At 54.4% G+C, this 16,532-nt stretch carries 10 protein-coding genes; 7 read left to right on the top strand and 3 right to left on the bottom strand.

Annotated features, from left to right (window positions below; all coding sequences use genetic code 11):
• Positions 1-471: 471 nt before the first annotated feature.
• The 4 genes from G497_RS0113505 to G497_RS19390 all read left to right on the top strand — a co-directional run bounded on the left by G497_RS0113505 (position 472) and on the right by G497_RS19390 (position 6,531).
• Entirely contained in the window at positions 472-1,161 is a 690-nt protein-coding gene (locus G497_RS0113505; RefSeq protein WP_027188538.1) for a hypothetical protein, read from the top strand.
• Positions 1,162-1,387: 226 nt separating this feature from the next.
• The gene (gene iorA, locus G497_RS0113495) at positions 1,388-3,226 is read left to right on the top strand and encodes an indolepyruvate ferredoxin oxidoreductase subunit alpha (RefSeq protein WP_027188537.1); all 1,839 of its coding nucleotides are present in this window, start codon (positions 1,388-1,390) and stop codon (positions 3,224-3,226) included.
• Positions 3,223-3,828, top strand: coding sequence for a 2-oxoacid:acceptor oxidoreductase family protein (locus G497_RS0113490; RefSeq protein WP_027188536.1), 606 nt, complete (start codon positions 3,223-3,225; stop codon positions 3,826-3,828). The genes iorA and G497_RS0113490 overlap by 4 nt, the downstream gene beginning before the upstream one ends.
• Positions 3,829-4,146: 318 nt before the next feature.
• Positions 4,147-6,531, top strand: a complete 2,385-nt coding sequence (locus G497_RS19390; protein WP_051258141.1) for a methyl-accepting chemotaxis protein — start codon at positions 4,147-4,149, stop codon at positions 6,529-6,531.
• A 132-nt stretch (positions 6,532-6,663) separates the two neighbouring features.
• Here G497_RS19390 and G497_RS0113480 read toward each other — a convergent pair whose 3' ends face one another.
• The gene (locus G497_RS0113480; RefSeq protein ID WP_027188535.1) at positions 6,664-7,605 is read right to left on the bottom strand and encodes a hypothetical protein; all 942 of its coding nucleotides are present in this window, start codon (positions 7,603-7,605) and stop codon (positions 6,664-6,666) included.
• On the opposite strand from G497_RS0113480, the gene G497_RS20495 reads away from it, so the two are divergent.
• From G497_RS20495 to G497_RS0113460, 3 genes are all read left to right on the top strand, one after another.
• Entirely contained in the window at positions 7,604-8,221 is a 618-nt protein-coding gene (locus G497_RS20495) for a DUF1850 domain-containing protein (protein WP_051258140.1), read from the top strand. The two genes, G497_RS0113480 and G497_RS20495, sit on opposite strands and share 2 nt — an antisense overlap.
• A gap of 347 nt (positions 8,222-8,568) precedes the next feature.
• A complete protein-coding gene (locus tag G497_RS0113465; protein ID WP_027188534.1) occupies positions 8,569-10,548 on the top strand; it encodes a TRAP transporter permease in 1,980 nt (659 codons plus the stop codon).
• Positions 10,548-11,510: a TAXI family TRAP transporter solute-binding subunit gene (locus G497_RS0113460; RefSeq protein WP_156908125.1), complete on the top strand. Its 963-nt coding sequence runs from the start codon at positions 10,548-10,550 to the stop codon at positions 11,508-11,510. The genes G497_RS0113465 and G497_RS0113460 overlap by 1 nt, the downstream gene beginning before the upstream one ends.
• A gap of 376 nt (positions 11,511-11,886) precedes the next feature.
• Here the strand turns inward: G497_RS0113460 and G497_RS18315 are convergent, their stop codons facing one another.
• Positions 11,887-14,664, bottom strand: coding sequence for an HD domain-containing phosphohydrolase (locus tag G497_RS18315; protein ID WP_169727010.1), 2,778 nt, complete (start codon positions 14,662-14,664; stop codon positions 11,887-11,889).
• A gap of 312 nt (positions 14,665-14,976) precedes the next feature.
• Positions 14,977-16,368, bottom strand: coding sequence for a type I 3-dehydroquinate dehydratase (locus G497_RS0113445; RefSeq protein ID WP_027188531.1), 1,392 nt, complete (start codon positions 16,366-16,368; stop codon positions 14,977-14,979).
• Positions 16,369-16,532 lie beyond the last annotated feature (164 nt).

Below are 16,532 nucleotides of genomic sequence, written 5' to 3'. Positions count from 1 at the left end.
ACTTGCTGCACAGGCAATAAAAAACCGCCAGAACAGCGGTACAGGCACCACAAATTTTTGTTACAAGGCTGGCACAATAATGGCACCAAGGGTGCGCCAAGTTCGCCCCCATGAAAAACAGTGGAAAATGCATGGTCTTCATGAGCTTTATCGGATAAGACTATACCACAACAGGGCAAACTGGCAAGAAGCAGCTATGCGCCCCCCCCGCAGGCCACGGGCGGCGCTGCCCCCTTTGTGGCCCGCTGTTTCGCCCTGCGTGGCCTTTGACTTTTTCCGGCAGGCAGTTTACTTATCCCCCTGCCTGTGCAAAACCATACACAATTGCGTTTTGCGTGCTTTTTTCATCATGTTCCGCCCTGCCTGCGCAGGCAGAATATGGCCTTAGCCACAAAACTATTTTTAATAGTTTTATTTCACTACTTTTCCGTGCGCCACGGCGTGGGCCGGAATTATTAAGGAGCATACACCATGGCGCAGCAGCCGGACCACCATGCCTCTTCACTTCTGAATGAGGTGGAGCATGAAGTAAGCAAAGAAAATTCCCCTTTCCTGCATGTTATTACCAAGCATTCGCGGCTGATAGCCGGTGCCATTGTCTGCTTTATTTTGGCTATTGGCGCCTACTGGATGTACGATTCATACCGCCAACGCAATGAACTGGCCACACAAAAAGAATTTGGCGATATTGTAACCACCAAGCAGGGCCAGGAACGCATGGATGCCATTAAGGCATTTATTGCCAAAACCCCGGCCAAGTTCCATTTTAACGCCTACCTTGCCCAGGTGCAAACAGCCCAGGAAGCAAACAAGCAGGAAGAAGTACTGGCCGCATGGGAAGCCATTGCAAAACTGCAACCTTCTTTTGGCCTTGAAGCAGCCCTTGGCAAAGCAAGCGCCCTGGCCGGGCAAAATAAACTGGCTGAAGCCGTACAAGTGCTGCAAGCCACCGCTGCTGAACTGGCAGCCAAAAAAGATGCCCCGGAAAACAAGGGGGCCTTGGCCTACCTGTATAACCGCATAGGCATTTTGGCAGAACTGGCTGGCAATAAGCCCGCCGCCGTTGAAGCGTACAAACAGCTTTTGAGCATGCCCAAAGACCCCACCAAAAATATGATTTGGGAGCAAAAAATTGCTTCCCTGAGCCGTGAAATGAAATAACATTCCTGGCGTGCCCTGTTTACAGAAATAATGAATCAACACTGTGCCCACAGCTTTTCCCTGTGGGCGCTGTTTTTGCCACAAAAGCCACTTACCGTACCATGTACGGCTACCTGCGGCAGCAATACCCGGCCTGAAAAAGTCAATGGCAGAATAGGCCACCCTGGCATGGCTCGTTAACGCATTCCGTTTTTCCGTTTGTACCATTTCCAAAAAGGACAACACTATGAACCACCCTTTGCTCGGTCAGGCTGGTGAACGCCACCTGCTTCTTGGCAACGAAGCCATTGTGCGGGGCGCGCTGGAAGCAGGCGTGAACATGGTTGCCTGCTACCCTGGCACCCCTTCTTCTGAAGTGCCAGACACCTTGAACAAGCTGCGGGCTTGCCAACGCTTTACCCTGGAATACTCTGTAAACGAGAAAGTGGCCCTGGAAGTAGGCGGCGGCGCTGCCCTTGCAGGTGCCCTGACCCTGGTTACCATGAAGCATGTGGGAGTGAACGTGGCAGCAGACCCCCTGCTGACCATGACCTACACAGGCTTGCCCGGCGGGCTTGTACTGCTTTCCGCAGACGACCCCGGCTGCCATGCCAGCCAAAACGAGCAAGACAATCGTTATTATGCCCGTTTTGCCTCCATGCCCTGTTTTGAGCCTGCCAACCCGCAGGAAGCCAAAGACATGACGAAAGCCGCCCTGCTGCTGGCGCGGGAAACACAACAGCCCGTGCTACTGCGCACCACCACCCGCATAAACCACATGCGTGGCCCGGTAACCTTTGGCCCCCTTGGCGAACCAGCCCCCATTGTGCCTTTTTCCCGCAATGTGCGCCGCTTTGTGCCCGTGCCTGCCACAGCAAGGGCACGCCACCCCATGCTGCTACAACACATGGAAGATATGCGCGTTATAGCAGAAAAGTCACCCTTCAACACCACGGCAGGCAATGCCAAGGTTGGGGTTATTGCTTCTGGCGTTTCCCGTGCCTACCTGCACGACGTACTCATGGCCCATGGTTGGGAAGGCAAAGTGCGCGTGCTGGAACTGGGCATGACCTGGCCCCTGCCCGAGCAAAAAATAGAACTCTTCATGCGCTCGGTACACGCCCTGCTCGTGCTGGAAGAAGGGGAACCCCTGGTTGAAGCAGAATTGCGCTGCTTGGCCCAAAAACAAGGGCTGCCCCTTGCCATTCATGGCAAGCATGACCCCCTTACCCGCCTTGGGGAATATTCCACCACAAAAATTGCAGAAGCCCTGGGTGCCATATTAGATGAAAAGGTGGAAAATGCCTGCGGCCTGCACTGTGAAGAATTGCCCCAACGCCCGCCAAACCTGTGCGCTGGTTGCGCCCACCGCTCTGCCTTTTACGCTGTGCGCCAAATCTTTGGTGATGACGCCATGTATTCCAGCGACATCGGCTGCTATACTCTGGGTGTGCTGCCCCCCCTTTCCGGGGCAGACTTTGCCTTTTGCATGGGGTCTTCCATTTCCAGCGGCAGCGGGTTTGCCCATGTTTCCGGTAAGCCAGTGGTAGCTTTTATTGGCGACTCCACCTTCTTCCACTCCGGCCTAACGGGCCTTGCCAACGCGGTGTTCAACAGGCACAACCTGCTTGTGGTTATTCTGGACAACGGCACCACCGCCATGACAGGCCACCAGCCCAACCCCGGGGTAAGCGCCGAAGTGCTTGGGGAACAGGCCGCCCACCTTGACATTGAAGCCATCGTAAAAAGCATGGGCGTTGCCCGTGTGGAAAAAGTACGTGGCTACAACCAAAAAGCCTTGCAGCGCACTTTGGAAGAGCTGAAAGGCCAAAACGGTGTGCGTGTGCTACTTGTGGAAGAACCATGCGTGCTGTTTGCCCGCCGTACGCTGAAAAAAGCACGCACCCAGGTGGCTTTTGTGGCAGAACAGGGCGAAGCAGCTGAAAAATGCCTTGCCACATTTGCCTGCCAGGCCTTTTGCAAAAACGCTGAAGGTGTGGCTGTTGATGAAGAACTCTGTGCCGGATGCATGGTGTGCATGCAACTTTCCCCGGCGTTCAAAGCCCGCAAAAGAGGTACAGAATGAGCCAGAAGCTGCGGATTTACCTTACCGGAGTAGGTGGGCAAGGCACCCTTACCGCCACTACCCTGCTTACCCGCATTATTCTTGACCAAAACCTGCCTGTGGTAGCTGGCGAAATTCACGGCATGGCCCAGCGCGGCGGGGTGGTGGAATCCACTATCCTCATTGGCGGGTGGCAAAGCCCCAGCATTCAGCTTGGTGAAGTCGACATTCTACTTGGCTTTGAACCGCTGGAAACCCTGCGTGGCCTGGCTTACCTGCGCACCGGGGGAGCTGTGTTTTCTTCCACTGAATTCACCCCGCCTCCCAGTGTCAGTGCGGGCAAAGCTGTGCTGCCCCCTATGGAATCCATTCAAAAATCCGTTGCCGAAGTGGCCGAAAAGGCCTGGTTTTTCCCCATAAAAACCATAGGGTTGCAGGCTGGCTCCCAGCAAAGCGGCAACACGGCTCTTATTGCGGCGGCTTGCGCTTCCGGCCTTATTCCCGTGAGCATTGAAGCTTTGGAAGCGGGCATTCGCAAGTACATGCCCGCCAAACTGGTGGAAGTAAACCTGAAAGCTGTTGCCCTTGGGGTGGAAGCATTGCATACTACAGGGAAGCACTAAGTTTTTCCTCGATACCATCTCCAACAGCTTGGTATAATATGGGAACCTTCCATTGGCTTCCACAACAAACCAAAAAACAAGCATGTTTTCCCCAGGTCAGGGAAAACATGCTTGTTTTTTGGTTACCTCAAGTAACGCAAGCCTTTGCTTGCGACTTCCTATAATTATTGCTGCCAAGTTAAAAATATTTTCCTTACCCCCTTTATTATTCTGATTTTTGCCGATAATATTGTAACTGGTCGTTTCACATTCTTTTTCCCAAAACAGAAAATCAAGGGCATGCCCCTGCTGTCTAAACGTTCTCTCTGGAGGATTATAATGGGCTTACAATCAAAACTCATTCTTCCCATTGTTGTGCTTGTCACGCTTTTGGTGGGAACAACAGGGTACCTTTCTTACCGCACTTCGGAAGCTGCCATGCGTGAAGACACCCTGGATGCCATGCGGGGGGAAGCCGAGGCAGCCAAACGCGCCATATCTGGCATGATAGTGGACGGCAAAACCGACATGCTGCGCATTGCCACAGACTCGCGCCTGGCACAATTCTTCAGTGGTGACCAAAACGCTGCCAAGGCCAAACAAGACCTCGCAAAACTGTTGGATGTTCTGGCCGAATCCTACCCACACATGGACACCATTGATGTGCTCAACATGGACGGCACCATTGTTGCCGCCTCCGACCCAACCCACGTTGGCGTAAACTCCAGAGATGCCGATTATTTCCAAACAGCCATGCGCGGTGAAACAAAGGCAACCAACCCCTTTGTTACCAAAAGTACTGGTAAAACAGTTATTGCCATTTCCACCCCCATAATGAATGAAGGCAGAAAAGTGGGCGTTGTTTTGGGTACTGTTTTCATTGCAGATATTTTTGAACGTTTCATCAAACCCATTCGCCTTGGGGAAAGTGGTTCTGCCTTTCTCTTGAGCGACCGCGGCAACGTGGTGGCCCACCAAGACCCAAAATATGTTTTTGACCAAAGAATTTTTGCCCACCCCACCTACCAAAAAATTGCCCAAACAGGCACGGGTAGCCTGGAAGGGGTGGACATTAACAACAACCTTTCCCTGTTTGTGTTTGCCCAAGATGAAGAATCCGGCATTATAGTGGTTGTTCGCGCCATTACCAGCGAAATTTTTGCCCCTCTTGTTGCTATGCGCAACGATACCCTCATGGTTATTGCCATTTCTGCCATTTTGGGAGCGCTGGTTATTATAGCGCTTATCCGCCCTGTGGTACGCACCCTGCAACAAGGGGTTAATTTTGCTGAAGACATTGCAGCAGGAAAATTTGACACTGTCTTTACCGTAAACCGCAAAGACGAACTGGGCGTGCTTGCCAATGCCCTGCGCACCATTCCGGCTGAATTGCAAAAAGTGACCCACAGCTACGCCGCTATTGAAACGAATATCATTAATGGCGACATAACTGCCCAGGCTGACTCCAGCCAGCTCAACGGTGAATTCGCCGGGCTTATCCAGGCTACCAATGGCATTTGCAACCGCTTCTGCCGCATGATCAACGGCATTCCCTCCCCTGTGGTCATTATGAACCCGGACCATAAAATACTGTTCATGAACCAGGGCGCCCAGGATGTTGCTGGCACAGACTACCGCAACAAAACCTGTAAGCAAATGTTTAATCTCGAGGACGACGGCACTGCCCAGAGCGCCCTGGACAAGGCCTTCAGAACCAACAAGCCTGCCACCAATGAAACTGTGGCCCACCCCGGCGGCAAGCGCATGGATGTGCAGTATTCCAGCCTGCCCCTGCAAGACAAGCAGGGCCAGCTTACAGCCATGATGCTTTTAATTACAGACCTGACAACCATCAAAGAAACCCAGCGTGTTATTCTTGATGTGGCAAACCAGGCCACAGACATTTCAAACCGCATGGCCGCCGCTTCCGAACAGCTTTCTGCCCAGGTGGAAGAAGTAAGCCACGGAACAGACGTGCAGCGCGACAGGGCTGCCTCCACCGCCACAGCCATGGAAGAAATGAATGCCACTGTGCTGGAAGTGGCCCGCAGCGCCAGTGATGCCAGCCAGCAGGCTGAAAGCACCCGTGGCAAGGCTGAAGAAGGGGCACACCTGGTACACCAGGTGGTCACCGCCATTGAGGAAGTGAACACCACAGCCATGGAAATGCAAAAGAACATGGAAGAGCTTGGCAGGCAGGCAGAATCCATTGGCGGCGTTATGAACGTTATTTCCGACATTGCCGACCAAACAAACCTGCTGGCCCTGAACGCTGCCATTGAAGCAGCACGCGCTGGCGAAGCTGGCCGCGGGTTTGCTGTGGTTGCCGACGAAGTGCGCAAGCTTGCTGAAAAAACCATGAGTGCCACCACTGAAGTGGGCGGCAACATTCGTGGCATTCAGAATTCCACCTCCGTGAACATTGAACGCATGGGCGCAGCAGCACGGGCTGCCGCTTCTGCCACGGAACGGGCCGGAGTTTCCGGCACAGCCCTGGAAGAAATTCTGCACCTGGCCCAAGGCACCTCTGCCCTTATTGCCAGCATTGCCACGGCAGCAGAAGAACAGTCTGCCACATCGGAAGAAATCAACGCATCCATTGACGCCATCAATAACATTGCAACAGACACTGCCTCAGGCATGGTGGAATCTGCCTCTGCTGTGCAGGAAGTTTCCCGCATGGCGCAAGAACTGCGCTCCTTGCTGGGTCGCCTGCAAAAATAACACGCCCTTGCCCGGCTCCGCTGTTCACCTGAATAGCGGAGCCGAGCCATCATAACAAACAAAGCGCCTGCCGGGAAACCAGCAGGCGCTTTGTGTATTATGCAAACGTGCAGGGTCCATGGAACCTGCACATTACCTAAGCCCCCACAGCAACATGCCCCCAAGCCCTGCCACCAGCAGGCAAGCCCCACCCCACGGCCCCAGCCAGCGCACGCAACACGGCGAAACAACAAATACCAAAACCCCCACCTTGCCCCAAAACAGGAAAAAATCTGCCACAATCCACCAGCTTCCCCCAAGCCATTGCCCAAGAGTGAACGGAACCAACAGGGAAACCACCACAGCCTGCCACAACACCACCCAGGCAACATAGGCCACGGGCAACGGCTGCACTGCGGTCTGTTCCTCCTGCCTGGGCCACCGGGGTAGCAGGCTGCACAGCCCGACCAAAACCACGGCAAGGCTCACCTTGCCAGGTGGGGAAACTTCACACCACAAAGGGTGCGCTACAAATGCATCCAGGTGCCAAAAATAGCCTGGTAACCCCCGGTGCCAACTGCACAGCCCCAGCCCCCCCCACACCAGCACCAGCCCTGCAAAGGCCAGCAGCAATGGCCTGCCTGCAAGCCCTGGCATACCCCCAGCCCGTGCCGTGCCACTTTTAGGGTACGGCTGCAAAACTGCTGCCCACAACAGTATACCCAGCAACACTCCCCCTGCATAAGGCCAGGCCCACAGGGCAGGTAAACTGCCTGCCGGCACAGCCAGCAGGGCAAAGCATAAGGCAGCATGGACAATACAGCCTATGGCACCCTGCCCGCCCTGTACCGTGGCACAGCCTGCCTCAGGGGCAAGGCCATGGTCAGCCGGGGCATGCCAATGCGCTTTCTTCCCTGCATGGAAAAAACGGGAAATATGGCGCTGAAATAGATGTGGCGTTTTGGTGTACAAAATGCTACAATTGACGCTATAGGCCCGGTTCAGGCACTGTGAGCACCCACGTGCCAACAAACGGTTTGCCTGACAAAAAAGCAGCATATACGCCAGTGCAGGAACAATAGAGAACATCGGCATGCAAGCACCCCTGGGCAATGTAAAAAACCACGGCGTAACACTACAAAGCCGCATGCCCCGTTATGGCACAAGACTGGGCTTGGGTAAACGGTGCTCCCCCCACAAGCTTCCCTTGGTCTTTCTGGCCCAGGGGGCACTATTTTTTCTGCTTCTTTGTGTGTGCCTTGCTTTGTGGCCTGTTCCCGTTATTCAGGCAAGCAACCAAAAAGCCCTTGGCTTTTCCTTGCCTGCCCCCCTTGGGCAGGAGTTGCACACCCGCATGATTCATTCTGTGCAGCGCACCCCGGTGGAAGAATTTCTGGCACCGCTGCACGGGCTGCTGTGGCCGTGGCGCACGCGTATTCAATCGCATAACGCAGGGTTGCCTTTTGCCCTGCCCACACCGGGGCGCTTTTATTCCACCCCCCCCTGGATGATTCTGCAAGGTGGCAGAAGGGCAGAACCAGAGGTGTGGTACCGGGTAGGTACAGAAGAATTAGGTACAAATGAAGCCAGGGTTTCCCCTGGTGGCTGGCATGCGCTTTACCGCACCATGCCCCTGGCCCGGCTGCACATAACCGTGCAACAACGCCCCTTGTGGCATGTTCTGGCAGGACTGGAGCCAAAAAAACAGTAATAATATTTGATATTTTTACTGCGTAAGAATACCTTGAGACAACACATGCGTAGTGTTTTTCTTAGGAAACACTGATTAAATGGTCTTTGGGAAACGCGCAGTTATTTCGTTTGGCAAGGTCGGGGACACAGGCCCTGTGCGCAAGCTTTTTTTGAAGCAGGAGTGACAATTCCGCATGAAAGCGGAATTGGAAACCGCCCGAAGGGCGGGAGCCGAAGGCCGAGGCCCAGGACGGGCCGAGTCAACTCTTCTGTCCTCGACTGTTTCAGAAAAAGTGAAGCAACGCCGCCAAACGGAATAAATCAGCATTTCCCTTGTTTCACCGTTTTATTATTGAAGGAAGCCTTATGACTGAACAGGTACAAACTCCCACGGAGCAGCCCAAAAAAGAGGGCATTGACTTTGACGAGCTCATCCGTAAATACGACTCTGAATCCCGCTTCCGCATTGTGGGGGGATGGCAGAAAATATTCATCAGCCTTGTGGCCTTTGCCATGGCGGCCTTCCACTTTACCACGGCGGGCATCGGGCTGCTCAGCATTCAGCAGCAAGGGGCCATTCACCTGGCGTTTGCCCTTACCCTGACAATTCTGCTTTTCCCCATGTACCGCAAGCGCGGCAACAACAGCATTCCCATAAGCGACTTTTTTCTGGCTGCTGCGGGGGTAGCGGCCTGTGGCTACCTTGTGGTAAATTATATGGCCCTTACGGAACGTGCAGGCCTGCCCACCCAAATGGACATCATAATGGGCTTTGTGCTTATTGCCCTTGTGCTGGAAGCTACCCGCCGCATTTCCAATCCCATTCTCCCGCTATTGGCCATTGCTGCGCTGCTCTACTGTTATTTCGGGCAATCCTTACCGGAAGCCATGGCCCACCGGGGCTTCAGCATTGAGCGCATCATCAACCACATGTACCTGGGCACGGAAGGGCTTTTTGGCACACCGCTGCAAGTATCTTCCACCTTCGTATTTATCTTTATCCTGTTTGGCGCCGTGCTGGACAAAACCGGCATCGGCAAATTCATTATCGACCTATCCCTGGCCCTGGCCGGGTGGTCCACAGGCGGGCCTGCCAAGGTGGCGGTTGTTGCTTCCGGGCTTATGGGCACTGTTTCCGGCTCTTCCGTGGCCAACGTGTGCACCACGGGCATGTTCACCATTCCTCTGATGAAAAGCGTGGGCTACCGCCCTTATTTTGCGGGCGCAGTGGAAGCCGTTGCCTCCACTGGCGGGCAAATAATGCCCCCCATCATGGGTTCCGGCGCGTTCATTATGGCCCAGTTTCTGGGCATTGGCTACCTGCAGGTGGCCCTGGCAGCGGTTATTCCTGCCCTGCTGTACTATGCTTCCGTTATCATTCAGGTGCACCTTGAAGCCCAGCGCCTTGGCCTTGTGGGCCTGCCCAAAGACCGCTTGCCCCACATTTGGGACCTGCTGCGCACCCGGGGCTTTCTGCTTATTCCCCTTATTGCCATTATCTACTTTCTGCTTGCTGGCTATACTCCGCTCAAAGCGGCTTTTTACGGCATTTTGGTGTGTATTCCCCTTTCCTACCTCAACAAGGAAACGGCCCTTACCCCTAAAAAAATGTTTGAAGCCTTTGAAATGGGCGCACGCGGTTCCCTGGCTGTGGCCTGCGCCTGTGCCTGCGTGGGCATGATTGTAGGCATGGGCACCTTAACGGGCGCTGGCCTGCGCATTGCCAACGGCATTATTGAACTGGCAGGCGGTATGCTGCTGCCCACCATGATAATGACCATGCTGGCAAGCATTGCCCTGGGCACCGGGCTGCCCACCACGGCAAACTTTATTGTTACCAGCACCATGGCAGCCCCTGCCTTGCTGCAAATGGGTGTGCCCCCCCTGGCGGCCTACATGTTTGTGTTCTACTTTGGCATTGCCGCCGACCTTACCCCGCCTGTGGCCCTTGCCTCTTACGCCGGGGCGGGCATTGCCGGGGCAGACCCAATGCGCACGGGCATAACTGCCTTCAAGCTGGCCCTGGCCGGGCTTATTGTGCCGTATATTTACGTATTCAACCCCATTTTGCTGTTCATTGGGGCAGATTCCATGCTGGACATGGTGCAGCCTGTATGCACCGCCATGCTCGGGGTGTTCCTGCTGGCCATGGCCACCATTGGCTTTTACCGCACTCACCTGAACCTTGCCCTACGCGGCCTTGCTTTGTTAGGTGCCCTGGGCCTGCTCACCCCAGGAACTTTGACAGATGTTGCAGGTTTTACTATTCTTCTTGTTATCCACTTATTTCAAACGTACAAAAAGCGTAATGAAGCAAAACCCTTAACCTCTTCTGTGGGAGCTTGATGATGAAAAAACTTAAATTCGCTTCCCTGCTTTGTATTGCTGCACTAGCTGGCCTTTTGGGCGCTGCCTCGTTTGCCGGGGCGGCCGCCTATGTTTCCATTGCCACTGGCGGCACCGCAGGCACTTACTACCCCATTGGCGGGGCCATTGCCAAGGCAGCCAGCAACAACCCCGCCATTAAGGCCACGGCTGAAACTGGCAACGCTTCTGTTGCCAACATCAACCTGCTGGGCCGCGGTGCCATTGAAGTGGCCTTTGCCCAGAACGACATTTCTTACTGGGCCTACCATGGGGAAATGATGTTCAAAGCCCCCATGAAAAACCTGCGCGCCGTGGCTGCCCTGTACCCGGAACACGTGCAACTTCTGGTAACGAAAGATTCCAAGGTTAACACCCTTACCGACCTTAAAGGCAAGCGCGTAGGCGTGGGTGCCCCCGGTTCAGGCGTTGAAGCCGACGTGCGCGCGCTGTTCCAGGTAGCAGGCCTTACCTACGACCAAATGAAAGTAGATTTTCTTGACTTTGGTGCCACCACTGACCGCTTCAAAGACAACCAGATTGACGCAGGCTTTGTGGTTGCCGGGTTCCCCACCGCTTCCATTATGGACCTTGCTACTTCCAAAGACGTAACCCTGGTAAGCTTTGACGATGCCTACCTGGCGAAACTGGTGAAAGAACACCCCTACTTTGTGATAAGCACCATTCCTGCCGGAACCTACACTGGCATTGACAAAGACATCAAAACCCCGGCTGTTAAGGCTGTGCTGCTGACCCATGACGGCGTTTCCGACGACGTTATCTATGCCTTCACCAAAGGGATGTTTGAAAACCTGGATACCATTCATGCCTCCCACGCCAAAGGGAAAGAAATTACCCTGCAAACCGCGCTGGACGGCCTGACAGTGCCCCTGCACCCCGGTGCAGCCCGCTACTTTAAAGAAAAAGGGATGAAAGTGGAATAACGCCACGACCTTTTTTGCTGGATTTGAAAGAACCCCGCCCTGCATGAGTTATGCAGGGCGGGGTTCTGTTTGTTGGGGAACATTGGTTTATTCCGTTTGGCAATGCACGAAGTTTAGTACGGCGCAAGCGCCTCACCATTCTTCTTTTCTTCTTTTGTTTGCCGCTCCGCTTAGGGTAGTGCGGCGTGCCGCCGCAGACGCTTGTGGTTTTTCATTATTTATCCGCTCCGCTTGGGTCAGGGGGCCGCACAAGGGGCCCCCTAACCCAAGCGGAGCGGCAAACAAAACAAAAATCAACAGGCTGAGGCGGCGGCACGCCGCAAAAACCTACGCACCACCACCTCTTCCATCAAACTCCGCGACAACCCCTTCCCCCCTACACCGCCACCTCTTCCCCCATACCTTCACTGGGTGGCACCAAAAACGGTGTCACATCCACCACATCCTGTTGCGCCCGTGTCAGGTTGGTACTGGCATATTCAAGAAACACACCAGACTCCAGGAACAGGTTAAACAGATCACGGTCAAGGTGGTTGTTCTGCACCATGCGTTGCATAATGGAAAACGTTTCGTGCAGGGTTTTGGCTTTTTTATAGGGCCTGTCAGAAGCCGTTAACGCTTCAAACACATCGGCAATGGTCATTACCCGTTCAGGCACGCTCATGTCTTTGCCCGTTAACTTACGCGGGTACCCTTTGCCGTCCATGGTTTCATGGTGGTTCCCGGCAATGTCCGGCACGTGCTGCATGTCTTGCGGCAGGGGCAAGCTGGAGAGCAAACAAATGGTTTGCACCATATGTTCATTAATTTTGAAGCGTTCTTCGGCGGTCAGGGTACCCCGTTTCACACTCAGGGTATAAATTTCCCCATAGTTATACATATATTCCGGCAGTTCCATATCAAACCCCCAAATATTGCGGGGGTCACCTGCCTGCACCGGGGGCTCCAGCCCTTCACGCCAGCGCACCAGGTGGGAAGGTTTGTCTGCCAGTAGCCGTTCCTTCACAGGCAGAGCACCGTGCCTGCCGTCTTGCCGCGCCCGGTCACTTTCTTCGTGGCCAAGGCCAAGGCGGTCGTTGAAAAAGCGCAACCATTCCCGGCGGGCAATGGTGCGCAGGCGCTCTTCATCTTCCGGGTGCATAAATTCGCCGCCAATGTTGCACTGGGCTACAAAGGCAAATTCATCCTGCAACTCTTCCTGCAACGCCTGGCAGGCCAGGGTAGCTTCTTCTTCCGGCATACCCGCCACCATGGCTTCAAGGCGCTGAATCTCGGCATCGCGGTGCAGCACTTCAAACCGCAACCGTATTTCATGAATGCGGTTACGAATCATTTCCAGCTTAGTGGCTTTATCCACCACATATTCCGGGGTAGTAATTTTCCCGCAGTCATGCAGCCACGCCCCCACCTGGAATTCTGCATCTTGTGCCCTGCTCATGGTAAAGGGGGCAAAAGGGGTATTGGGTGTTTGCTTAACAACATCGAGCAACGACTGGGCCAGGCGCGGCACCCGGCGGCAATGGCCCCCGGTGTGCTGCGACTTTGCGTCAATGGCATCTGCCACAAGGCGAATAACCCCTTCCAGCATAGCTGTTTGGGCATTCATAAGCTTGCGAGTTTCCACCGCCACAGCGGCAGAACTGGAAATTTGCTGCATAAACGTAGCAAATGCCTGGCTTTCTTCTTCATGCTGGGAAGGGGTGCGAATAACACATAGCGCCCCCACCAGTTCATTTTCCCGGCTACGTAGCAACGTCACGTTGCAGGTGCCGTGCAGTTCCTGGCGCAGGTGCCTGGCCAGTTCTGCATCACTGAACATAACCGGGGGCAGAAGCAGTTGCGCCTGAAACTCGCCCCCTTCACTTGTGGCAAGGTCCAGGGCATTTAGGCCTGTATCATACAAATAAATGGCGCCACCCCTGCCCCGCACAATACTAAGTGACTCTTGCAGCACATTTTCCAGCATGCGCTCCAGGCTTTGTTCTTTATTCAAGGCTTCTGAAATAGCCAGAAAGCCACGAATGGCGCGGGTCATGGCCCGCAGCATGCGTCCCATTTCCTGCACTTCACGCAGCACAGTGGAAACACCGATGGGGGCAGAAAAGTCAAACCGCCGCAAAGACAAAAGCTGCCCGGTAAGCAACTGAAGGGGCCGCACAATATCGCGCCCAAACTTCCAGCTTATAAGCAGGCACAACACCACGGCAGCGCTTGTCCACAGCATTTGGTCCCACAGGGTTTGCCACAGTTTGGCAAACAGTTCATTACCCGGAATGGCCACCAGCAATGTTAAATCACTTTCCGCTGTGTCTGTAAGCGGGGAAAGAAAACCAAACCATTCAACACCGCCTTGCTCAAAGGGAATAAGGGTGTTCATTGGCAGTTCTGTGGCAAGCAGGTGGGTAAGCATGGGCAAGCTAGATGAACTTATGGTGCGCAGTTGGAACTCTTCAGTCGTCAAAGGCTCCTTGATTATGTCATGGGCCTGGGCCACAAGGTGGCCTGCTTCGTCCACCAGGGCCATATGGGTGCCAGGTGTTACCTGCAATTTATTCAACTGGGTAGTAAGGTCCCTGGTGGTAATATCCAATGCCACCACAGCATCGCCAGCACCAGCCCGTTCTGCCAGGGTTACTCCAATTTCCCCCGTATAATGAAACACATAGGGAGGTGTCGTAATAACCGCCCCATTGGCTTCCATAGCTGCCAGAAACCAGGGTCTGGTCAAAGGGTCTATGGAGGCACGCGAGGACGGCATGCCTACCATCACTTGCAGGTCCGAATCCAGGTAAAGGCGTATTTCCTCAATATTTCCGTAGTCATCCAACACAAGGGAGCGCAATACATAAGCAGCCCCTTCCGGCTCATCCGGTTCGTGTAAATGCGATGTAAGGAGCTGCCGTAACGAAAAAAGCTCCCCTGTAGCGTAGCCCACATACACGGCATTACTAATGGGGTTAGCCAAAAGCAATTCCGCTAATGCCGGAACCGACAGCATACGCTCTTCATGCGTTTTTGCCCGGGTTATGGCAGAATAACGCAACACACGCAAAGACGTGTTGGATGGCTGCACTGTAGCATGAAAGGACTGGCGCAGGGCGTCTGCCAGATACTCTACAGAAACACCTGTGGCAGTAAGTATGCTGTAGCGCATGCCACGATGGGCCTGAAACAAAAGCCCGGAAGCAACAATGAATAAACACAGTGTGATAGTGGCAGGAACCGCAAACTGGAGGGATATGGAAAAGCGGCGGTGTCTCATGATTGTTCTCATGCGTAAGAATATAGTTCTGGATGTCCTCTATGTTACTTCTTTTTTGATACTTCTTTTCCACAAAAGAGTACAGGACATATTATTGCAGGCAGCCCCAACCCGACAAACGCTTACAAAATGGCAGCCCGAGCTGTACGCACGAACTGCCATTGTATTGAGCAAAAACAAATAAAAACAGGTTTATTCAAAACACTATACGCAACCAAGGCCCCAAATGCGGCGCTGCAACAACGCTTGTTCCTGGAACATGCCTGTGCCTTCCACACACTGGCAGCCTGCCTGTTTAGCGGTTTCCAGGAAAACAGAACCAGCCATGTAGGTTATGTCCATAGCCACAGAACCCGGTACAAACGAACGGGCCGTAAGCGGCAAGGCCACATGTATGGGCAACGCGTTAATAACAACGTGGCATTGCCGCTCTGCCAGGGTTTCCAGGGCTTCCAGGGGCAAGGCCTGCACCCCAAAGGCTGCGGCCTTGGCAACACTGCGGTTCAGCACCAGGACTTCTGCCCCGGCTTGCTGTGCAGCATAAATCACAGCTTTGGCAGCGCCCCCTGCCCCCAGCACCGCCACGCGCTTTCCGGCAAGGGGCATGGGCAGCGCCCGCAAGGCACCGGGGCCATCCGTATTATGCCCATGCCACAGCCCGCCTTCCACTGTAACAGTATTCAGGGCACCAATGGCATGCACAGCCGCATCGTGGCTATCCACCAGGGGCATCATGTGCTCTTTCAGGGGCATGGTAACGCTCAGGCCAGCCACCCCAAGGCGGCGCAGCAAGCCAACGGCTTCCGGCAGCTCTCCCGGTTCCAGCCGCCACTTTACATACACGGCATTTTCCCCGGTTTCCCGGTTCAGGCGGTTGTGGAACAGGTGCCCAACACTTTTGCTTACCGGGTCGCCCAGCAGGCCGTATATTTTGGTCTCTTTATTCAGCGACTTAAAGTTATACACTTCTGCCAGGGTGGTGGCATCTATCTGCCCTGGGGCAGAAGCTTCCGTAACCGGGCAATAGGAAAACCCCGGCCCCACCACAGGCCCTAATACGCGGGTGCTGGCCCCGTCTTCCCCCATGACAATACCAATAAGCGGGTCCGGGCATTCCTTGCAAAACACCAGCATACGCAAGGCGTCCAGAGTGGAGTGCCCCATGGTGGCTATTTTATACCACGCACCAGGGGCCGCAGCCCGCATGGGGGCCAGCATAGCCGCCAAATTTTCCGGAGTGCGGGAAAAGTCGTGGCAGGAAAGCACAAGCTGCGTGCCAGGGCTGGCTGCCGCAATGCGGGCTATCCACTCCGGCGGGGTGTCGTATTCCACATCAATGTAGGCCGGGGCAAGCCCTGCCAGGGCAAGCAACCCTTCCAAACGCTCCGTTTCACTCCCGGCAAAGGCCCCGCCCTGCCCCTTGGGGCGCAGCGTAAACAATGCAGGACAGGGCAAAACAAGGCTCGCCACATCCTGCACCCGAAATTCTTCCAGGGCGTCCAGGCGCAGCTCCACCATGTCAAACACCGGGGGCAGCGCTGCCAGCCGCTGGGCCACTGCCGCAATGGTTTTTTCTTGAATGACGCCTACCAGCATTACTTCCCCCTCAGGAAACGCTGATTTATTTCGTTTGGCGGCGTTACTTCACTTTTTTTGAAACAGTCGAGGACGGAAGAGTCCACTCCTGTTTCAAAAAAAGCTCGTGCCTTGCCAAACGAAATAACTGAGCATTCCCAAAATACCATTTACTCAGTGATACC

Source organism: Desulfovibrio cuneatus DSM 11391 (assembly GCF_000430005.1).
Taxonomy (GTDB): Bacteria; Desulfobacterota; Desulfovibrionia; order Desulfovibrionales; family Desulfovibrionaceae; genus Frigididesulfovibrio; species Frigididesulfovibrio cuneatus.
This window is presented reverse-complemented; position numbering and strand designations above follow the sequence as displayed.

What these genes read in the sequence shown, in the direction of transcription:
- G497_RS0113505 (WP_027188538.1), top strand. Translation starts at nt 472, where the DNA reads ATGGCGCAGCAGCCGGACCACCATGCCTCTTCACTTCTGAATGAGGTG.
- iorA (WP_027188537.1), top strand. Translation starts at nt 1,388, where the DNA reads ATGAACCACCCTTTGCTCGGTCAGGCTGGTGAACGCCACCTGCTTCTT.
- G497_RS0113490 (WP_027188536.1), top strand. Translation starts at nt 3,223, where the DNA reads ATGAGCCAGAAGCTGCGGATTTACCTTACCGGAGTAGGTGGGCAAGGC.
- G497_RS19390 (WP_051258141.1), top strand. Translation starts at nt 4,147, where the DNA reads ATGGGCTTACAATCAAAACTCATTCTTCCCATTGTTGTGCTTGTCACG.
- G497_RS20495 (WP_051258140.1), top strand. Translation starts at nt 7,604, where the DNA reads ATGCAAGCACCCCTGGGCAATGTAAAAAACCACGGCGTAACACTACAA.
- G497_RS0113480 (WP_027188535.1), bottom strand. Translation starts at nt 7,605, where the DNA reads ATGCCGATGTTCTCTATTGTTCCTGCACTGGCGTATATGCTGCTTTTT.
- G497_RS0113465 (WP_027188534.1), top strand. Translation starts at nt 8,569, where the DNA reads ATGACTGAACAGGTACAAACTCCCACGGAGCAGCCCAAAAAAGAGGGC.
- G497_RS0113460 (WP_156908125.1), top strand. Translation starts at nt 10,548, where the DNA reads ATGATGAAAAAACTTAAATTCGCTTCCCTGCTTTGTATTGCTGCACTA.
- G497_RS18315 (WP_169727010.1), bottom strand. Translation starts at nt 14,664, where the DNA reads ATGCGCTACAGCATACTTACTGCCACAGGTGTTTCTGTAGAGTATCTG.
- G497_RS0113445 (WP_027188531.1), bottom strand. Translation starts at nt 16,368, where the DNA reads ATGCTGGTAGGCGTCATTCAAGAAAAAACCATTGCGGCAGTGGCCCAG.